Below are 16,135 nucleotides of genomic sequence, written 5' to 3'. Positions count from 1 at the left end.
GGAGCCGCGGATGTCCGAGCCGCCGCGCTTGACCGCGCTCACCACGGCCGTCCCGCCCTACCCGCTCGATCAGGCGGATGTGCGCGCCCGCGCGCGGCGCATCTTCAACCGCCCCGACATCGATCTCGATCGGCTGATGCCGGTCTATGACCATGCGGGCATCCGTCGACGCTACTCCTGCGTGCCGATCGACTGGTACGGGCAGTCGATCGGTTGGAAAGCGCGAAACGATCTTTACGAACGCCACGCCCTCGACCTGTTGACCGATGTCGCAGAGCGCGCCCTGGCGCAGGCCGATCTAAGAGCTGGCGAGATCGACACGATCCTCACCGTCTCCACGACCGGGATCACCACCCCGAGCCTGGACGCCCGGCTGATGAACCGATTGGCGTTCAGGCGCGATACCGCGCGGCTACCCGTGTTCGGCCTCGGTTGTTGCGGTGGCATCCTGGGGCTTGGACGGGCTGCGGATCTGGCAAGCAGCGGCAAACGGGTCCTGCTGCTGACCGTTGAGCTGTGTGCCCTGACCTTCCGCGCCGGTGATTTCTCGAAAAGCAACCTGGTCGCCACGGCGCTGTTCGGTGACGGGGCCACCGGGGCGGTGATCAGCGGGGTGCCGGGTGATGTAGGAACCCGCCTGATAGGCTGGGGCGAGCACACTTGGCAGGACAGCCTCGACGTCATGGGCTGGACCGTCGAGGACGACGGCCTGGGCGTGCTGTTTTCCCGCGACATCCCAAGCTTGGTTGGTACCGCGTACGGATCCGTGCTCGATACCTTTCTGGCGCGCCACCATCTGACGCGCGCCGGGATCGCGGCAACCGCGTGTCACCCCGGCGGGGCCAAGGTGGTCGCGGCACTCGAGACGGTCTTCGGCCTACAGGAAGGCGCCATGGCTGCGGAACGCCGGGTGCTGCGGGACTATGGCAACATGTCCGCGCCGACCGTGCTGTTCGTACTGCGCGAGGTGCTACAGGACGCCACGCGCGGTCCGATCCTGGCGAGCGCGCTCGGCCCCGGTTTCAGCGCCGGCTTCGCCCTGCTCGATCCAAGCTCAGCCGACCCATGAGCGGCCAGTCTATGAGCGTGGACTGGCCGCATGCCCTGCTTCTGCTGGTCGCCCTGCAGCGTCTTGCGGAGTTGATTCATGCCCGGCGCAACGACCAGCGGCTGCGCGCCGCCGGTGGCATGGAATACGGGGCACGCCACTATCCGCTGATCGTCGGGCTGCACGCCGCTTGGCTGGCGACCCTCGCCGTCAGCGTGCCGCAAGATGCGCCAATCTATCCCGTGCCGCTCGTGCTCTTCCTGATGTTGCAGGGCTTTCGTGTCTGGACCCTGATCAGCCTGGGGCGTTTCTGGACGACGCGGGTGATCGTGGTCCCGGGAAGTGCGCGCGTATCGCGCGGCCCCTACCGCATCCTGCGTCATCCCAACTACCTGATCGTGGCGCTGGAGATTCCGCTGCTGCCGCTGGTCTTCGGTCTCTGGCCGCTGGCAATCGCGTTCGGCGCGGCCAACCTCGCGATGCTGGCCTGGCGCATCCGGGTGGAGGAGCGAGCGCTCGCAACCATTTGACGTTGCACCCCCTACTCCACTGTCACGAAATCGATCTCCGGCAGTTCGGCGTCGGGCCCGTCCGCATCGATGCTGGCCATGACCTTACGCCAGGTCTTGATATCCTGGTGCACGGGGCCATCGCCGAATTCCGCCTGTGCGACCTGCTTCAGGTAAGCGCCGCCGGCCTCCAGCCAGTCCGCCACCTTGTCCTGCTGGCCGCGATCTCCAGCCGCGGCCGTTGCGGCGGACAGCAGGTGGATCAGCGCGCGCTCCCAATCCGTCATCGCAACACCGTTGTCGGCCGACATGCCCCGCAAACGGGCCCAGTCCTCGCCCGCGCCGTTCAGCAACTGCGTGCGCTCTGTGCCAGAACTCGCCAGCGCGGCCGCGTGGCGCAGACGGGCACGGATATAACGGAAAGTCGGATCGCTCAGGCCCGTAGCCTCGGCCGCGGCCACCGCGCGGTCCAGTTCGGCGAGCGCGACATGACGAATCTTTTGCATCTCCGCGGCCGTCGGTTGACGCCGAAAGAACTGGCCATCGGGCTGGCGCGGCCGGTCATGGGCCTGGAAGGCCGAGACGTAGGCGCGCATCGCTGTCAGCTCGCCCTCCGACGCGGTGGTCGCGACCTCCACGCCCTTACCGGTGACCTGCAGCTTCTCCCAGTCGATGCCGAAGCCGACCAGCGGGGTATGCGGCCCCGGTGTCACACCACCCGTGGCCCCGACCGTGAACCACAATTCATCGCCCCCAGCGTCTCGGTCCGGGTGCGCGCGCATCAGGCTACTCATCAGACTGTAGGCTTTGCAGATCGTCCGGCCGAAGCTGCGCTGGGCGCCGCCGGCCGCGGCATCATGGTGGTCCGCGAGCAGTGCCAGTGCGTTCGGCGTATCCAGCGTCTTGGCATCCGTCGCTTCGGTCAAACGCGTCGTTGCGGTGGTCATGCGCGCGCGCGTTTCCAGCCATTTGCCGACCGAGGAGGTGAAGTGCGCATCGTCGAAAAAGGCGTGCCGCTCTTTCAACTTGTCGGCCAGGAAGTGGTTGGTCTGCACCATCCGCTCGGCCGGGGCGCTGGCCTCGATCCGCTTGACGTAGGTGTCGCCGAACAGACGTTGGAATTCGTCAGCCGGCCTCTCCGCACCGTTGATCTCGATCCGCAGCGCGCGACCGCTGGGCGCGTGGCTGACGAAGATCGTCCAGGAAGCGAAGTGCCGTCGGTCGCGCACGATATCGACCGCCTCGTCCAGTGTGCGCGCTTGCCGAAGGATACGCTGCTGGACGTAGGGCGCCAGGTCGTAGGCGCCGCTGCCATCGCCGACAGTGAAGTTCACGGTCGACATCTGGTGCAGCGATACGGCGAGACCGGCCTCGTTCATGCCGTTGATTCCGCCCGGGTAAATTAGACCAGCGGTGCCGACGGCGGCATAGCGCAGATAGGATGGATCGTCCGGCCGTTCGTCGATCAAGCTCACGACGGGATAGCGGTTCCAATCGAAGAACGCGCCGTCGAAGTTACGGGCGTGCAGACCCAAGCCATCCGCCGTCAGATCCGGCGCGGCCCAGAAGCCAGTGCAGCCCATGCCGGCCCGGCGCCCACGAGCGCCCGTATGGCGCGCCAACCAATCGGCCAACGGAACCGCTTCATGCGGACTGTGTGCCGCCGTGTCGGCATAGGATCGACCCGCTGGCGTATCTGTAAGCGCGGTGGTGACGTAGTTGCGCCAGAAAGCGTATTCCCGGCTGCGCGCACGGTAATTACGGATGCGGGTGAAGCCAGTGGCGATGTTGCCGCCATCGATCGCGACACATGCGTGCTGCACCGCCTTGCCGCCGAACCGTGGCCGGTCGCACCCCCGCAGATAGCCAGTCTCCAGCGCCTCCACGCCGCGCCGGAACTCGTCACTGCAAGACCGCAGGACGTCCTCGCTCAATCGGTTGAAGAAAGCCCCCTGAAGGCTGTCGACCAAACCGGTCTCCAACGACGGGCTGGCGTCGACATCGCCCGCGATGGTCGCGAGAATTTCGGGAAAAACGCCGTCCTCCAACTCGGCGGCGAGCAAACGACCATGATCGTAGCAGAGGTCGCGGAAGCGCCCGCGCTGGCTCAAGACGTAGAATGGCTTGTCACCAGCCCGCCAGACATCCAGCCGACTTTCGGCCCGGCAATCCGCCGGGGTCTCGCGGGTTTCGACGTGGCGGAGCGACATGCAGGACCTCCCGGCCGGTACGCAGGCACACGATGTCCGCGATCATAGCGCGCTTGCCAGCATACCGGCAGCAGAAAGCGTCGAGCTGGTCTGGATCGAGACGTCGAAACGCGATCGGCCCCACCGGAAAGCCGGTGGGGCCGATGAAGATCCCCGTCAGGCGAAGGAAAGCCGCTTAGGCGGTCCGACGCAGCCGTTCGACGTTGGCCGGGGTCCGAGCGATCGGGCCGCGGGTAATCACACCCAACGGCACGTCGGTGTACACGCGAGTACCGGCATGATCCAGTTGGACATCGAGATCCTGCAGCAGATGCGCGCTCAACTGTGCGGGGGACTGCGACCGGCGGGCATGGCGGCGGCGAGCCATCGCACGGCGCACGTGTGCCGGAATCTCCGCCCGCGTCAGACCGAGATCGGCAAGCGCGGTATCGCCGAGCATCTCCAGTTGGTGGCGGAAGGCTGCGGCGGCGCGAAACGCTTCCAGCCGATCAATCAAACGGGCGAAAAGACCGGTGTGCACGACGCCGGTCACGGCGGCGGGGGCGAAGGCGTTCCGGAAAGAACGGCTGTGGACCTGCCGCAGGTCCACACCAGCACGGGCGGTGAGCATGTTCATGGGGCCAGATCCAAGGCTGGGCGTTGACGATGCCCCCGTTATCGCACGTCACCCGTTTCACGCGCATTAACAGCGTCGTCGCGGCGATTCGCCAATCCGTCAGAAAGCGACATCAAAACGCCCATAACCGCCGCACAAGCCCCGCTCACGCTGCATAGCTGCTCCGATCATGCGGCACACGTTCCACGCGAGCATCTAGCAAGCTGGATACACGTCCTAACGGCCGAGCATCGCCACCGCCTCGGCATGCAACGCTGCGTTCGCAGTGGCCAGCACACAGCCATCGCTGTCGAGGTTCAGTTGGGCGCCCTGCCAGTCGGTGATCCGACCACCCGCCCCCGTTACCACCGGCACCAACGCGAGGTAGTCGTAAGGCTTGAGGTCGCTTTCGACGACCAGATCCAGCTCGCCGCAGGCAACACGGCCGTACTGGTAGCAATCGCCGCCGAAACGGCGCACCCGTGCCCGCTGAGACACCGCCTCGAAGCGGGACCATTCGGTGGCTGTGAACATGTCTGGCGAGGTCGTCGAGACACTCGCCTGCGCAAGTGTCGCTGCGCCTTGGGATCGGCACTGAACTGTACGCTCGGCCCAGCGGTAGACGGTGGGCTGTCCGGCAACGCCCACCCAACGTTCCTTCAGGACCGGCATGTCGATCACCCCGACCACCGGCTTGCCGTGCCGCAGCGCCGCGATCAGCGTGCCGAACAGGGGCGAGCCGGTGATGAAGGACTTGGTTCCATCGATCGGATCGACCACGAACACCAAGTCCGCCTCCAGACCGCCGGCGCCCTGCTCTTCCCCGAACAGACCGGCGTTGGGATAGCGTGCTTGGATGCGTTCGCGCAGGAAGGTCTCGGTCTCCCGGTCGGCGCGGGTCACCGGGCTATCGTCCGCCTTGGTGTCGACCTCGGTGGATGTACGGAAATACCGGCAGGAGACCGACCGGGCGCCATCGGCCAGCTGTTCTGCGAAAGCGGCCAGTTCCTGCAGGTCGGCTGACCAGGTCATGCCTTCACCCGCGCCATTGTCGGATCATAGAGCGCCTGCGTATGGACTTGGCACGGTACATGGGCCCCCGCGACCTCCAGCTCGTAGCGACCGGTCTCGATGTAGGACTTGTCGATCGGATGGTCGGCACGGACGTAACCGTACCCAATTCCCCGTTCGAGCGTATGGCCGTACCCGGCGCTTGCCAGATACCCGATGCGCTGGCCATCGCGGTACACTGTCTCGCGCCCCAGCAGAACGACATCCGGATCGTCCACGGTGAAACAGACCAAGCGTTTGCGGACGCCGGTCTCACGCTGCATCAACAGGGCGTCGCGACCTTGGAACGGTAAGTTCGATTTCAGCTTCACCGCAAACGCGAGCCCGGCCTCCAACGGCGTATCGTCGGCGGTGATGTCGCTGCCCCAGGCGCGATAACCCTTTTCCAGGCGCAGCGTCTCGATCGCCCGATAGCCGCAATTGGCGAGCCCATGTGCTGCACCGGCGGCGACCAACCGATCATAGACGATCGGTGCGGTCTCGCTTGGCATGTGCAGTTCCCAGCCGAGTTCACCGACGTAGGTAACGCGCAACGCACGAACCGGCGCGCCGGCGATCGGAATTTCCTGGCAAGTGGCGAACGGGAAAGCCGCATTCGAAACGTCGGCTTCACTCACGGCTTGCAGCACGTCGCGGGCGCACGGCCCCATCAATGACAACGTGGCATAGGCGCTGGTCACGTCGACCAGATGCGCGTTCAGACCTTTCGGAATGTGCCGACGGATCCAGTCGAAATCGCGCGTGGCCGCCCCGGTGCCGGTGACGATGTAGAACCGGTCCTCGGCCAGCCGAGTAACCGTCAGGTCACATTCGATTCCGCCGCGCGCGTTCAGCATCTGGGTGTAAGTGATCCGACCGACCGGTCGGGTCACGTCGCCCGCGCAGATCCAGGACAGCGCAGTCACGGCATCCGGGCCGATCATCAGAAACTTGGCGAAGGACGACTGATCGAACAGGCCAACCCGCTCGCGTACCGCCCGATGCTCGTCCGCCACATTGTCGAACCAGTTGGTCCGGCCGTAGCTGTACTCGTCGACCGGCGCCTGCCCCTCCCGCGCGAACCAGTTTGGCCGCTCCCAGCCAAGCTTCTCGCCGAAACAGGCGCGTGCTTCCTGGAGCCGGCCGTAGAGCGGCGAGACCCGCGCGGGGCGGCCGCTGTCATGCTCTTCTCCCGGCCAGGCCATGGTATAGTGCTTGCCGGTCGCCTCGACCGTCCGCGCGCGGACCCAGGCGCGGTCGCGGTGCGGACGACCGAACCGGCGGATATCGACCACGCTCAGGTCCATCGGCGGATGCCCTTCGGCGATCCAAGCCGCCAACGCCCAGCCCGCGCCGCCAGCCGCAGCAATCCCGTAGGCGTTGAAGCCAGCCCCGACGAAGAACCCGGAAAGCTCGGGGGCTTCGCCCAGGATGAAATTGCCATCGGGGGTGAACGATTCCGGACCGTTGATCAGTTGCCGCACGCCCGCGGAAGCCAGTGCCGGGACACGGTGCAGCGCGCTTTCCATCAGCGGTTCGAACTGTTCGTAGTTCGGATCCAGCAGCGAGAAGCTCCACCCGTCAGGAACACTGGCCTCGGCCCAGGACAGCGGCTGACGCTCGTAACCGCCCATCACCAGACCGCCAACCTCCTCCTTGAAATAGATCAGGCCGTCGGGGTCGCGCAGCGTCGGCAAGTCCGATGCGACGCCGTCGATCGTCTCGGTCACCATGTACTGGTGCTGCATCGAACTCAGCGGCACCGAAACCCCGGCCAGCGTGCCTAGCTCCGGCGCCCATTGGCCCGCGCAGTTCACCACCGTCTCGCAAGCGATCGTGCCCTGATCGGTCGTCACGCCGGTGACGCGACCGTCCTTCTGGTGGATGCCGGTGACTCGTGCCCCCTCGACGAACCGGGCACCGTGCATCCGCGCACCCTTGGCGAGCGCCTGGGTCAGGTCGGAAGGATTGGCCTGCCCGTCGGTTGGCAAATAGGCGGCACCGACCAGGTCCTGCGGGCTCATCAGGGGCCAGAGGTCGCTGGCTTCCTGCGGACTTAGCAGATGCATCTCCAAACCGAAGGAATGCGCGGTCGTCGCCTGACGCTTGATCTCGGTCATGCGTTCGGCGTTGCACGCCAGACGCAGGCCACCGTTCTGCTTAAAGCCGGTCGCCTGCCCGGTTTCCGCTTCAAGGCGCGCATACAGGTCGACCGAATACTTCAGCAGTCGGGTGATATTCGCACTGGACCGCAACTGGCCGACCAGCCCAGCGGCATGGAAGGTGGTGCCGCTGGTCAGGCGGCCCTGCTCCAGCACGACGACATCGCGCACCCCTTCGTGCATCAGATGATAGGCAGTGCTGCATCCGATGATGCCGCCGCCGATGATGACGACCTGCGCAGCCGCCGGAAGTTGGCCCATGTTGGTGTCCCCGGTCTTTGGGGCGGCGGCTTGGCGCCGTCCAGTCTTATGTGGATGTGGTCTGAAGCCTCAAGCGGTCTCCAAGGGCGCGAACTCCGCCCAGGCGCGCTCGAAGCGATCCAGGTTCTCCTGGGTATAGGCCCGGAAGTCGAAATCGAGGTCGGAATGCGCCTCGGAGACCATGGACCACATGCTCTCGCGCAACAGCGAGGCGGCCTTCATCGCCTTGAGCCCGCGGCGCTGGCGATCGTCCGGCGCTTGGCCGAAGTAGAGCGTGAGCAGATCATCCTCCTGCGCGCCCGAAAGCTGATTGTTGGAGGACAACCCGCCCAGATCGAACAGCGGCGTGTTGAAGCCGGCGTAGTCCCAGTCGATCAACCATAGCCGGTCGCCGGTGTCGATGAAGTTGGCGGCAAGCAGATCGTTGTGCCCGAAGGCCACCTCGATCGCGCCCACCGCGCGTTCCAGCCGCTCTCCACGCGCGACCAGATCCGGCAGCTGGCCGATCCAGTCGCTTTCCGCGTCCCGCAGCACGCCGGCGTAATGGCGGACGATGTGGAACACCCAGAACATCAGCACCGGCCCACGCAGATGCTGTTGCATGTCGTCGTGACAGCGCCGGATTAGCGGGACGATCCGTTCCAGCATCGCGGGGTCGCGCACGTCGGCTTCTTCCAGCGTGCGCCCCTCGACGAAGCGGGTTACCAGCACGCCCGGTTCGGCGTGCACGACGTCTGGCGACACGCCGGCCGCGGCGGCGGCGCGCGCGGCCGTCAACTCGTTGAACCGCATCACGCCGTGGACCGGGATGTCGGCACCGATCCGGACGAAGAAGCGTTCGCCCCGGTCGTCGACCAGAAAGTTCGTGTTGGTGATGCCGCCGTCGATCGGCTTCGGTTCGACGGGGCCGCGCCAAATGTCCAGACCGGCAACGCGGGCGGCCGGCTGGTCGGCAGTCTCGCTCATGCCTTTCCTCCCTGATCTGGTGCGATCACTCACGCCAGACCCAGTTCCTGCTTGCGCTTGTGGGACCAGGCGCCGATCAGCCGGTCCGCGATGATTGCCAGGAAGGCAACGCACACGCCCGCGACCAGGCCAAGACCGGTGTCTGCTCGGGTCAGGGCGATGTAGACCTCCTGGCCCAGGTCGCGCGTGCCCACCAAGGCGGTGATCACCAGCATCGACAGCGCCATCATGATCGTCTGGTTCACGCCCAGCATGATCTCCGGCATTGCCAGCGGCAGACGGACCTTCCAGAGCAGTTGCCAAGGACGGCAGCCGGACATCCGCGAAGCCTCGATCACCTCGTCAGGTACCCCACGCAGGCCGTGGTCGGTGTAGCGCACGGCCGGAGCCAGGGCGTAGGCGGTGATTGCAATCATTGCGGAGAAGTCGCCGACCTGGAACAGCATCACCACGGGGATCAGATAGACGAAGCTGGGCAGCGTCTGCAGCGTGTCCGCGGCGTTTTGGGCGATCCGGTGCATCCGGTCGCTGGTCGCGGCCAGCACGCCGATCGGGACCCCGATCGCCATCGCCAGCAAGACGGAGATGCCGCACAGGTAGGCCGACACCATCGCCTTTTCCCAGTTGCCGGTGACGGCGATAAAAACCGCGAGCAACGCAACCATGACGCCTAAGCGCCGCCCCCCGATCCGCCAGCCGGCAACCGCCAGCAACAGCGCCACGCCAGGCCATGGGGCATCGATCAGCAGGCGCTTGAAGGGGATCAGCACATGGATCAACAACCAGGATTTGACGGCATCCAAATAGGCGTAGGCGTGAACGTTGATCCACTGCACCAGGTTGTCGAACAGTGGCCCGGTATCGAGCGTCAACCAGTCCGGATAGCTACGCAGCGCCGGCACGAAGAAGGCAAGCAGATAGGTGGCGCCCAGGACGCCGGCGATGCCGAGCCAGGTGGCGTGGCGACGGGCGAACGACTGTCCAGCCTGCAGGTGTACCGGGGTCGAGGTGCGGTTGGCGATCGCCTGGCTGAGCCGGTCGAGCGAGATCGCCAGCACCGTGATCGCCACGCCGGCCTCCAGTCCATCGCCGATCTGCAACCGGCGCAACGAGGTCAAGACGTCGTGGCCCAGACCGCCCGCGCCGATCATCGAGGCGATGATGACCATGTTGAGCGACAGCATGATCACCTGATTCACGCCCACCATCAGGCTGTGCCGGGCGGAGGGCAGCAGCACCTTCCATAGCATCTGCCGCTGCGTGCAGCCGGCCATCCGACCGAATTCCAGGACCTCCGCCGGAACGGCGCGCAGCGCCATCATGGTAACCCGCACCATTGGCGGCATGGCGTAGATGATCGTCGCGATCATCGCGGACACCGGGCCGAAGCCGAACAGGAACAACACCGGCACCAGATAGGCGAACACCGGCACCGTCTGCATCAGGTCGAGCACCGGCGTCAGCGCGCGTTCCGCCGTCCGGCTGCGATAGCCGAGGATCCCCAACGCGGCACCGCCCAGGATGCCGACTGGTACGGCGACCAGGATGGAGGACAGCGTCACCATCGCGCTGTGCCACTGCCCGAACACCGCGAGATAGCCAAAGCAGGTGACGATCAGAGCCGCAAGCTTGGCATCGCCCACACGCCAGGCGGTCCAGACCAGCGCGCCCGTCACCCCCAGCCAGGACAGCGGCGGGATCAGCAACTCCGCCTGTCCGCCCAGTGGGATCGTCACCCCACGCGCCAGCAGGATCAGACAGGCCTGCAGTGGCAGATCGAGCAGCCAGGCAAAGGCGCGGGTCAGTTCCTTGAAGGTGAACAGGCCGAAGGTCGCGTCCTTGACCAACCAGCGCATCGCCTCGGAAATCCAGTCGCGCAGCGGCAGGATCCAAGCGTCCGGATAGCTGTTGAGCCAACCGGCCTGACTGCCCGCCAGCCACAGCGCGGCCAAGACGGCAAGCGCGCCCGCCCAGGGAAGCAGACCGGCGGGCCGCAGATGACGCGGGCGCGCCGTCAAACCGGACTCGCTAAGGGCCGTCATGATGCCGCCGCAGCCTTGGAGGTCGCCGGGTCCGGACCGTCGGGGGCGAGCACCTCGACCACCGCCGCGCGCTCGAGCCGGCCGAGCACCGTGCCGTCATCGTCGACCACCGCAACCGGCTTATGGCCATGCACGGCCTGATGCGCCACCTCGTTAACGCGCGCATCGGCGTGGACTTGCCCCTCGGTACCGTCGGCATCGCCCGGGGTCATCAACGCGCGCACGGACATCACCTTGGCGCGCGGGACGTCGCGGGTGAATTCGGCGACGTATTGGGTCGCCGGCGCCGTCACGACCTCTTCCGGCGTGCCGATCTGGACGATCTCGCCGTCCTTCATGATGGCGATCCGGTCGGCCAGGCGGATGGCCTCGTCGAAGTCGTGGGTAATGAACACGATCGTCTTGTGCAGCACCCGCTGCAGGCGCAGGAACTCGTCCTGCATTTCCCGACGAATCAGCGGATCGAGCGCGGAGAACGGCTCGTCCAGGAACCAGATCTCCGGCTTTACCGCGAGCGAACGGGCGATGCCGACACGCTGCTGCTGACCACCGGACAGCTCGCGCGGGAAATAGGTCTCACGACCGCTCAGACCGACCAGTTCGATCACCTCCATGGCACGCGCTTCGCGTTCGGCCCGGGAGACGCCCTGGATCTCCAGCGGAAAGGCAACGTTGCCCAAAACCGACAGATGCGGCAGCAGCGCGAAGTGCTGAAACACCATGCCCATCTTGTGCCGCCGGATTTCGGTCAGCTGGCGCGCGTTGGCTTGCAGCAGGTCCTGCCCTTCGAAGACCAGCTCTCCCGCCGTCGGCTCGACCAGCCGGGACAGGCAACGGACGATCGTGGACTTGCCCGACCCGGACAGGCCCATAATCACGAACACCTCGCCCTCGCCGACCTCAAGCTCGGCATCGCGCACCGCCCCGATCAGGCCAGCGTCCGCGATCTGCTGACCGGTCGGCTGGCCGTTGCTGCGCGCCAGGAAGCGCTCAGCATCAGGACCGAACAGTTTCCACAGGCCGCGACAGGTCAGCTTGGCGGGACGTCGCGCACCGCTTGTCGGTTGGGCAACAGGCGTGGGCCCGTTCTGAGGGATAGGGCCATGCGTCATGTCGGACTCGTCCAGAGGTTGGGCGGCAGATCACATCGAAACAGCTAAAGTGGCGGCGGCCGGCGCGAGCAGGCGTTCCGGGTTGAGCCGGATATCCCACCGCGCGAGGGGTCCGGCCGCCGCCTTACCGGTCGGTAGTAGGCGGGAAGCGACGCCTACTCCGCCGGGATCCAGGCTTGCCAAGTATCCTTGTTGGCCTGCATCCATTGGTCGATCACCGTTTCCGGCGGCATGCCGTCGAGATCGACCTTGCCGATCATCTCGCCCATCTGCTGATTGGTGATCTCGAAGTTGCGGATCGCCTGGTAGGCAGCCGGCCATTTCTCTTCACCACCGGCCCAACCAACGGCCTTGATCCAACCGCGTGGCTTGCCGCAGTCATAGGCCATGTCCGGGTTCACGCCCCAACTCGGGTCCTCGTAGCACTCCTTCGTGTAGCGCGGGAACTCGACCCACTCGCCCTCGAATTTGATCGGTGCCCAGTGCGGGGTATAGACCCAGGCCAGGATCGGCTCCTTGCGCTGGATCGCGGACTGCAGTTCAGCGAACAGCGCGGCGTCGGTGCCGGCGTGCACGACCTCGTAGTCCAGGCCAAGCGCCTCGACCCGCTCGTCGTCCTTGCCGCCCCAGGTGACCGGGCCACCCAGGTAGCGTCCCTTGGGGTGAGTTTCGGGCGCGGCGAACAGTTCCGCACAATCGTTCAGCGCCTTCCAATCCGGCAGACCGGGGCACTCTTCCTTGACGTAGCTGGGATACCACCACTCTTCGATGGCCTTCATGCCGGTCTCGCCAAGGTCAACGGTGTCGCCGGTCTTGAGCGAGGCTTGGAGCGCGTCCTTGCCAGTGGTTTCCCAGATCTCCATGGCGACATGCAGGTCACCGGATTCAAGCCCGGCAAACTGGGCAAGATAGTCGGCCTGCACGTACTCCACGTTGTAGCCCATTTCCTCCAGCACACTGCCCATGATGTGGGTGGTCAGGTATTGGCCGGTCCAGTCGTGGATGGTCATCCGGATCGGATCGTCGGACTCCGGATAGTCTGCGGCGTCCGCCGAAATCGGCGCGGCCGACAGGGCAATCGCCGTGGCCCCGGCGAGCATCGCCGTGCGGCCGGCCAGCTTGCTGAAAGCGGAGTGCATGTCTTTCCGGTCTCCCTGTAACTGCTTGTCTTTGTGTTGATGCCCGATCGGCTACGATGCGTCGGGTCTTATGCGGCCGGAACAGCCGGCCATTCGATCAGGATGCGCCCGGCGGGTGTCGTTTGGCGCGCTGTCTTTTGGCGTACGTCGCAAGGCGTTGGTACGATTGAGCGTCACCCCAATGTCGGGGGCGACGGATTTGCGCTGCCGAAAGTTTTAGTTGGCCGCGATCTGATCGCATCGCCCGATAGGTCGGCGCACGCCCCAGGCCAGTAAGCGGGCAAGCAGGCCTAGCTGTCAACTGATTTCCACAAAACTCCACAGTTTCGGGCTGTTGTGCACACATGCAGGCAGCTATAATTGCGCGACGACTCGAGGTTGAAGGAGATTGCCGCTGTGCACCGCGCCGCCCGACAGAACGCCATATTGGAAGTGTTGCGCACCCATGGCTCCGCCACTGTCAGCGAGCTGACACGCAGCATGAGGGTCTCCGACGAAACCGTACGCCGTGACGTCAAGGCGATGGCCAGCAAGGGACTGGTCGAGCGCGTGCACGGCGGTGTCATGCTGCCGGACCTCAACCGCGAACCGGGTTTCCAGAGCCGCATGCAACAGAACGCCACGGCCAAGCGGGCGATCGCCCGCAAGACCGCGGAACTGATTGCCAACGGCGATTCTCTGATGCTCGATACCGGCAGCACGACCGCCTATGTAGCGCGGGCGCTGAAGGATCACACCGACCTGTTCGTCGTCACCAATAGCGCCGACATCGCGCGCACGCTCGCCAATGCCAAGAAGGGCAACAAGATCTACCTTGCCGGCGGCGAGCTACGCGGCGATGACGGCGCAACCTTCGGGCAGACAGCCTATGACTTCGTCCGCCGGTTCCGCACCCGCTACGCCGTCATCTCGGTCGGCGCGCTGCACAGCGACGGCGGCGTGATGGACTTTCACCTGCAGGAGGCGGAGTTCTGCCAGACCGTGTTGGATCAGGCCGCCCAGGTGGTCGCGGTCGCCGACGCCAGCAAGTTCCGACATCAGGCGCCGGTTAAGGTCTGCGACCTGCAGCGCATCGACACCCTGATCACCGATCGTCGGCCACCGGAACCCTTCCTCAAGCGTCTGCGCGAGAACGAGGTCCGCTTGCTGGTCGCCGACGAGACCGGCCGTCCTCCGCTTGACCAGAACGACGGCACGGATCTCGATGCCGGCGATGATTCTCTGACGGCGCCGGACTAATCGGGTCAGCTCACCCGGCCCGCACGGCCGCCAGACGCTCGGCAAATTCGGCTTGACCCATCAGAATCTTGCAGCGCTCAAACCGTTCGATCGAGTAGGCCCAGAAGTCTTCCGCCGGATTGCCCTGCGCGTGTTGGATCAGCCCCCACAGGGTCCACAGCAGGTCGCACATCGCCTTGTAGACGACCATGCGGCCGAAGTCGGCCTCCGAAACCTCGCCGCCGCGGTAGGCACGCATCATCTCCAGATCCTGTTCCGGGGTGAAGCCGGCCTCGACCGAGAGGTCGCCCAGATCCCACAGGGGATCGTTCATGCCCGAGTATTCCCAGTCGACGATCCACATCGCCTCCCCGCTATCCAGGAAGTTTTCGCACAGCGGATCGCAGTGACAGGGCGCGAGCTCGGCCGGCTTGGCATCTAGCACCTCGCGGACCGCTTCAGCCTCCCGCACAACGTCATGGTAGCCCTCCGGCAGGGTCGCACCGAGATCCCCCAGCAGCTTCAGGTAGCCATCGATCATCTGGAACAGCTCGAAGCGGAATTCGAATGTCTGGCCGCTGTCGTGCAGCCGGGCGAACGCTGCCCCGGCGCGGGCCGGCGCCCCCTCGGTGGTGCGGAACGACTCCGGGCTCATCGTGGTCGCCGGGATGTGCGGCATCAGCATCAATCCGTCAGACTCGTCGACGAACAACACCTCCGGTGACACGCCGGCGGCTGCCGCGGCACGCGCGTTGTGCGCCTCCACCTTGCGGTCAATGAAGCTCTCCGTACCCGGCCCCGCGACCCGCAGCACATAGTCCCGATCAGGTGTCTGGATCCGGTAGACCAGATTGGTCAGCCCGCCCAGACGCTCCGCCTGGATCTTGCTTGCGGGCAGGTCTTTGAGTTCGGGAATCCGAGCAAAATAGCCGGCGAGATCATCCATGGCCGTCTGCACTCCCTGTCCAAAATATGCGATCCTGATAGCCGTCAGCGGCGCGTGAGGGCCATTTTCAGGGCTTCGGTTTCGGCTTTTGGCCGATCCGATGTAGGTTTTTGTGGTTTTTTGTGGTACTCTATGGAAGCTTCATCGGCAACCCCACACTTTACAGGTTCCGATCCGGCGGCTGCGGAGCTGCCGCACGGCCCGGATCGTCCTGTATCGACCAGGAGAGAATCATGGCCAATACCAATCAAGTCGACCAGCTCAACGACGTTTACAGTGCACAGTCGGTCGATCAGATTGCGAAAACCTACGATGACTGGGCTGCCGACTACGATTCCAGCATGCTGCAGGCTGGTTACCGTCATCCGATGATCTGCGTCGGATTGCTAACCCGGCACGTTCCGGCGCACGCCGGCGGCGTCCTGGATGCCGGTCAGGGCACGGGCCTGGTCGGCGAATGGCTGAAGATCCTGGGCTACAAAGAAGTGTTCGGCTGCGACGTCTCGCAGGGCATGCTGGACCGGGCCGAACAACGCGGCGTCTACGACGACCTTCAAAAGGCGGCGCTGGGCGGCGAACCGTTGCCCTACCCCGACGCCCGTTTCGCCGCCTGCGTGTGCGCGGGCGTCTTCACGATCGGCCATGCCGATCCCCATGGTCTGGACGACCTGCTGCGCGTGGTGCGCAAGGGAGGCCACATCATTACGACGGTGAAGGACAAGCTCTGGGACAGCGGTTTCAAGGACCATCTGGAGCAGCTGGTCAAGGACGGCCGCTGCCATGTGATCGAAACCACGCCAAGCTACCTGTCGATGCCCAACCAGGAAGGTCAGTCCACCAGCCGCGCGCTGGTTCTGCAGGTCGTTGGCTGAGCTAT

Annotated in this window: 13 protein-coding genes; 4 read left to right on the top strand and 9 right to left on the bottom strand. The window is 65.3% G+C overall.

Annotation, left to right across the window (positions count from 1 at the left end; translation table 11 throughout):
- The first annotated feature begins 10 nt into the window (after positions 1 to 10).
- Both RHOSA_RS0111225 and RHOSA_RS0111220 read left to right on the top strand, forming a co-directional pair.
- A complete protein-coding gene (locus RHOSA_RS0111225; protein WP_027288743.1) occupies positions 11 to 1,069 on the top strand; it encodes a type III polyketide synthase in 1,059 nt (352 codons plus the stop codon).
- Positions 1,066 to 1,578, top strand: a complete 513-nt coding sequence (locus RHOSA_RS0111220) for an isoprenylcysteine carboxyl methyltransferase family protein (RefSeq protein WP_242468790.1) — start codon at positions 1,066 to 1,068, stop codon at positions 1,576 to 1,578. Before RHOSA_RS0111225 ends, RHOSA_RS0111220 begins: the two co-directional genes overlap by 4 nt.
- 11 nt (positions 1,579 to 1,589) lie before the next feature.
- Here the strand turns inward: RHOSA_RS0111220 and RHOSA_RS0111215 are convergent, their stop codons facing one another.
- The 8 genes from RHOSA_RS0111215 to RHOSA_RS0111180 form a co-directional block, all read right to left on the bottom strand.
- On the bottom strand, positions 1,590 to 3,767 hold the full coding sequence (locus RHOSA_RS0111215; protein WP_027288741.1) for a C45 family autoproteolytic acyltransferase/hydrolase: 2,178 nt from the start codon (positions 3,765 to 3,767) through the stop codon (positions 1,590 to 1,592).
- A gap of 175 nt (positions 3,768 to 3,942) precedes the next feature.
- Positions 3,943 to 4,383, bottom strand: coding sequence for a YjiS-like domain-containing protein (locus RHOSA_RS0111210; RefSeq protein WP_027288740.1), 441 nt, complete (start codon positions 4,381 to 4,383; stop codon positions 3,943 to 3,945).
- A gap of 216 nt (positions 4,384 to 4,599) precedes the next feature.
- A complete protein-coding gene (gene hisN, locus RHOSA_RS0111205) occupies positions 4,600 to 5,394 on the bottom strand; it encodes a histidinol-phosphatase (protein ID WP_027288739.1) in 795 nt (264 codons plus the stop codon).
- A complete protein-coding gene (locus RHOSA_RS0111200; protein ID WP_027288738.1) occupies positions 5,391 to 7,835 on the bottom strand; it encodes a GcvT family protein in 2,445 nt (814 codons plus the stop codon). The genes hisN and RHOSA_RS0111200 overlap by 4 nt, the downstream gene beginning before the upstream one ends.
- Positions 7,836 to 7,904: 69 nt before the next feature.
- On the bottom strand, positions 7,905 to 8,801 hold the full coding sequence (locus tag RHOSA_RS0111195; protein ID WP_027288737.1) for a choline kinase family protein: 897 nt from the start codon (positions 8,799 to 8,801) through the stop codon (positions 7,905 to 7,907).
- Between the two features lie 29 nt (positions 8,802 to 8,830).
- Entirely contained in the window at positions 8,831 to 10,843 is a 2,013-nt protein-coding gene (locus tag RHOSA_RS0111190) for an ABC transporter permease (RefSeq protein WP_037256141.1), read from the bottom strand.
- Entirely contained in the window at positions 10,840 to 11,955 is a 1,116-nt protein-coding gene (locus RHOSA_RS21985; protein ID WP_081728665.1) for a quaternary amine ABC transporter ATP-binding protein, read from the bottom strand. Before RHOSA_RS21985 ends, RHOSA_RS0111190 begins: the two co-directional genes overlap by 4 nt.
- 155 nt (positions 11,956 to 12,110) lie before the next feature.
- Positions 12,111 to 13,094, bottom strand: coding sequence for an ABC transporter substrate-binding protein (locus RHOSA_RS0111180; RefSeq protein WP_242468791.1), 984 nt, complete (start codon positions 13,092 to 13,094; stop codon positions 12,111 to 12,113).
- 396 nt (positions 13,095 to 13,490) lie between these two features.
- On the opposite strand from RHOSA_RS0111180, the gene RHOSA_RS21980 reads away from it, so the two are divergent.
- The gene (locus tag RHOSA_RS21980; protein WP_081728664.1) at positions 13,491 to 14,333 is read left to right on the top strand and encodes a DeoR/GlpR family DNA-binding transcription regulator; all 843 of its coding nucleotides are present in this window, start codon (positions 13,491 to 13,493) and stop codon (positions 14,331 to 14,333) included.
- 10 nt (positions 14,334 to 14,343) lie between these two features.
- Here the strand turns inward: RHOSA_RS21980 and RHOSA_RS0111170 are convergent, their stop codons facing one another.
- The gene (locus RHOSA_RS0111170) at positions 14,344 to 15,258 is read right to left on the bottom strand and encodes a choline/ethanolamine kinase family protein (RefSeq protein WP_156092700.1); all 915 of its coding nucleotides are present in this window, start codon (positions 15,256 to 15,258) and stop codon (positions 14,344 to 14,346) included.
- Positions 15,259 to 15,491: 233 nt separating this feature from the next.
- Between RHOSA_RS0111170 and RHOSA_RS0111165 the strand changes: the two genes are divergently transcribed.
- Positions 15,492 to 16,130: a class I SAM-dependent DNA methyltransferase gene (locus RHOSA_RS0111165; RefSeq protein ID WP_027288733.1), complete on the top strand. Its 639-nt coding sequence runs from the start codon at positions 15,492 to 15,494 to the stop codon at positions 16,128 to 16,130.
- Positions 16,131 to 16,135 lie beyond the last annotated feature (5 nt).

Origin of the sequence: Rhodovibrio salinarum DSM 9154 (assembly GCF_000515255.1) — a bacterium.
In the GTDB taxonomy this organism is placed as follows: domain Bacteria; phylum Pseudomonadota; class Alphaproteobacteria; order Kiloniellales; family Rhodovibrionaceae; genus Rhodovibrio; species Rhodovibrio salinarum.
Note: the sequence above shows the minus strand (reverse complement) of the source record. Positions and strands in the feature narration are given on the sequence as shown.

Bases quoted from the DNA above. Each gene is read 5' to 3' on its own strand.
- RHOSA_RS0111190 (WP_037256141.1), bottom strand. From the start codon at position 10,843: ATGACGGCCCTTAGCGAGTCCGGTTTGACGGCGCGCCCGCGTCATCTG.
- RHOSA_RS0111210 (WP_027288740.1), bottom strand. From the start codon at position 4,383: ATGAACATGCTCACCGCCCGTGCTGGTGTGGACCTGCGGCAGGTCCAC.
- RHOSA_RS0111225 (WP_027288743.1), top strand. From the start codon at position 11: ATGTCCGAGCCGCCGCGCTTGACCGCGCTCACCACGGCCGTCCCGCCC.
- RHOSA_RS0111165 (WP_027288733.1), top strand. From the start codon at position 15,492: ATGGCCAATACCAATCAAGTCGACCAGCTCAACGACGTTTACAGTGCA.
- RHOSA_RS0111180 (WP_242468791.1), bottom strand. From the start codon at position 13,094: ATGCACTCCGCTTTCAGCAAGCTGGCCGGCCGCACGGCGATGCTCGCC.
- hisN (WP_027288739.1), bottom strand. From the start codon at position 5,394: ATGACCTGGTCAGCCGACCTGCAGGAACTGGCCGCTTTCGCAGAACAG.
- RHOSA_RS0111170 (WP_156092700.1), bottom strand. From the start codon at position 15,258: ATGGATGATCTCGCCGGCTATTTTGCTCGGATTCCCGAACTCAAAGAC.
- RHOSA_RS0111200 (WP_027288738.1), bottom strand. From the start codon at position 7,835: ATGGGCCAACTTCCGGCGGCTGCGCAGGTCGTCATCATCGGCGGCGGC.
- RHOSA_RS21985 (WP_081728665.1), bottom strand. From the start codon at position 11,955: ATGACGCATGGCCCTATCCCTCAGAACGGGCCCACGCCTGTTGCCCAA.
- RHOSA_RS0111220 (WP_242468790.1), top strand. From the start codon at position 1,066: ATGAGCGGCCAGTCTATGAGCGTGGACTGGCCGCATGCCCTGCTTCTG.
- RHOSA_RS0111195 (WP_027288737.1), bottom strand. From the start codon at position 8,801: ATGAGCGAGACTGCCGACCAGCCGGCCGCCCGCGTTGCCGGTCTGGAC.
- RHOSA_RS0111215 (WP_027288741.1), bottom strand. From the start codon at position 3,767: ATGTCGCTCCGCCACGTCGAAACCCGCGAGACCCCGGCGGATTGCCGG.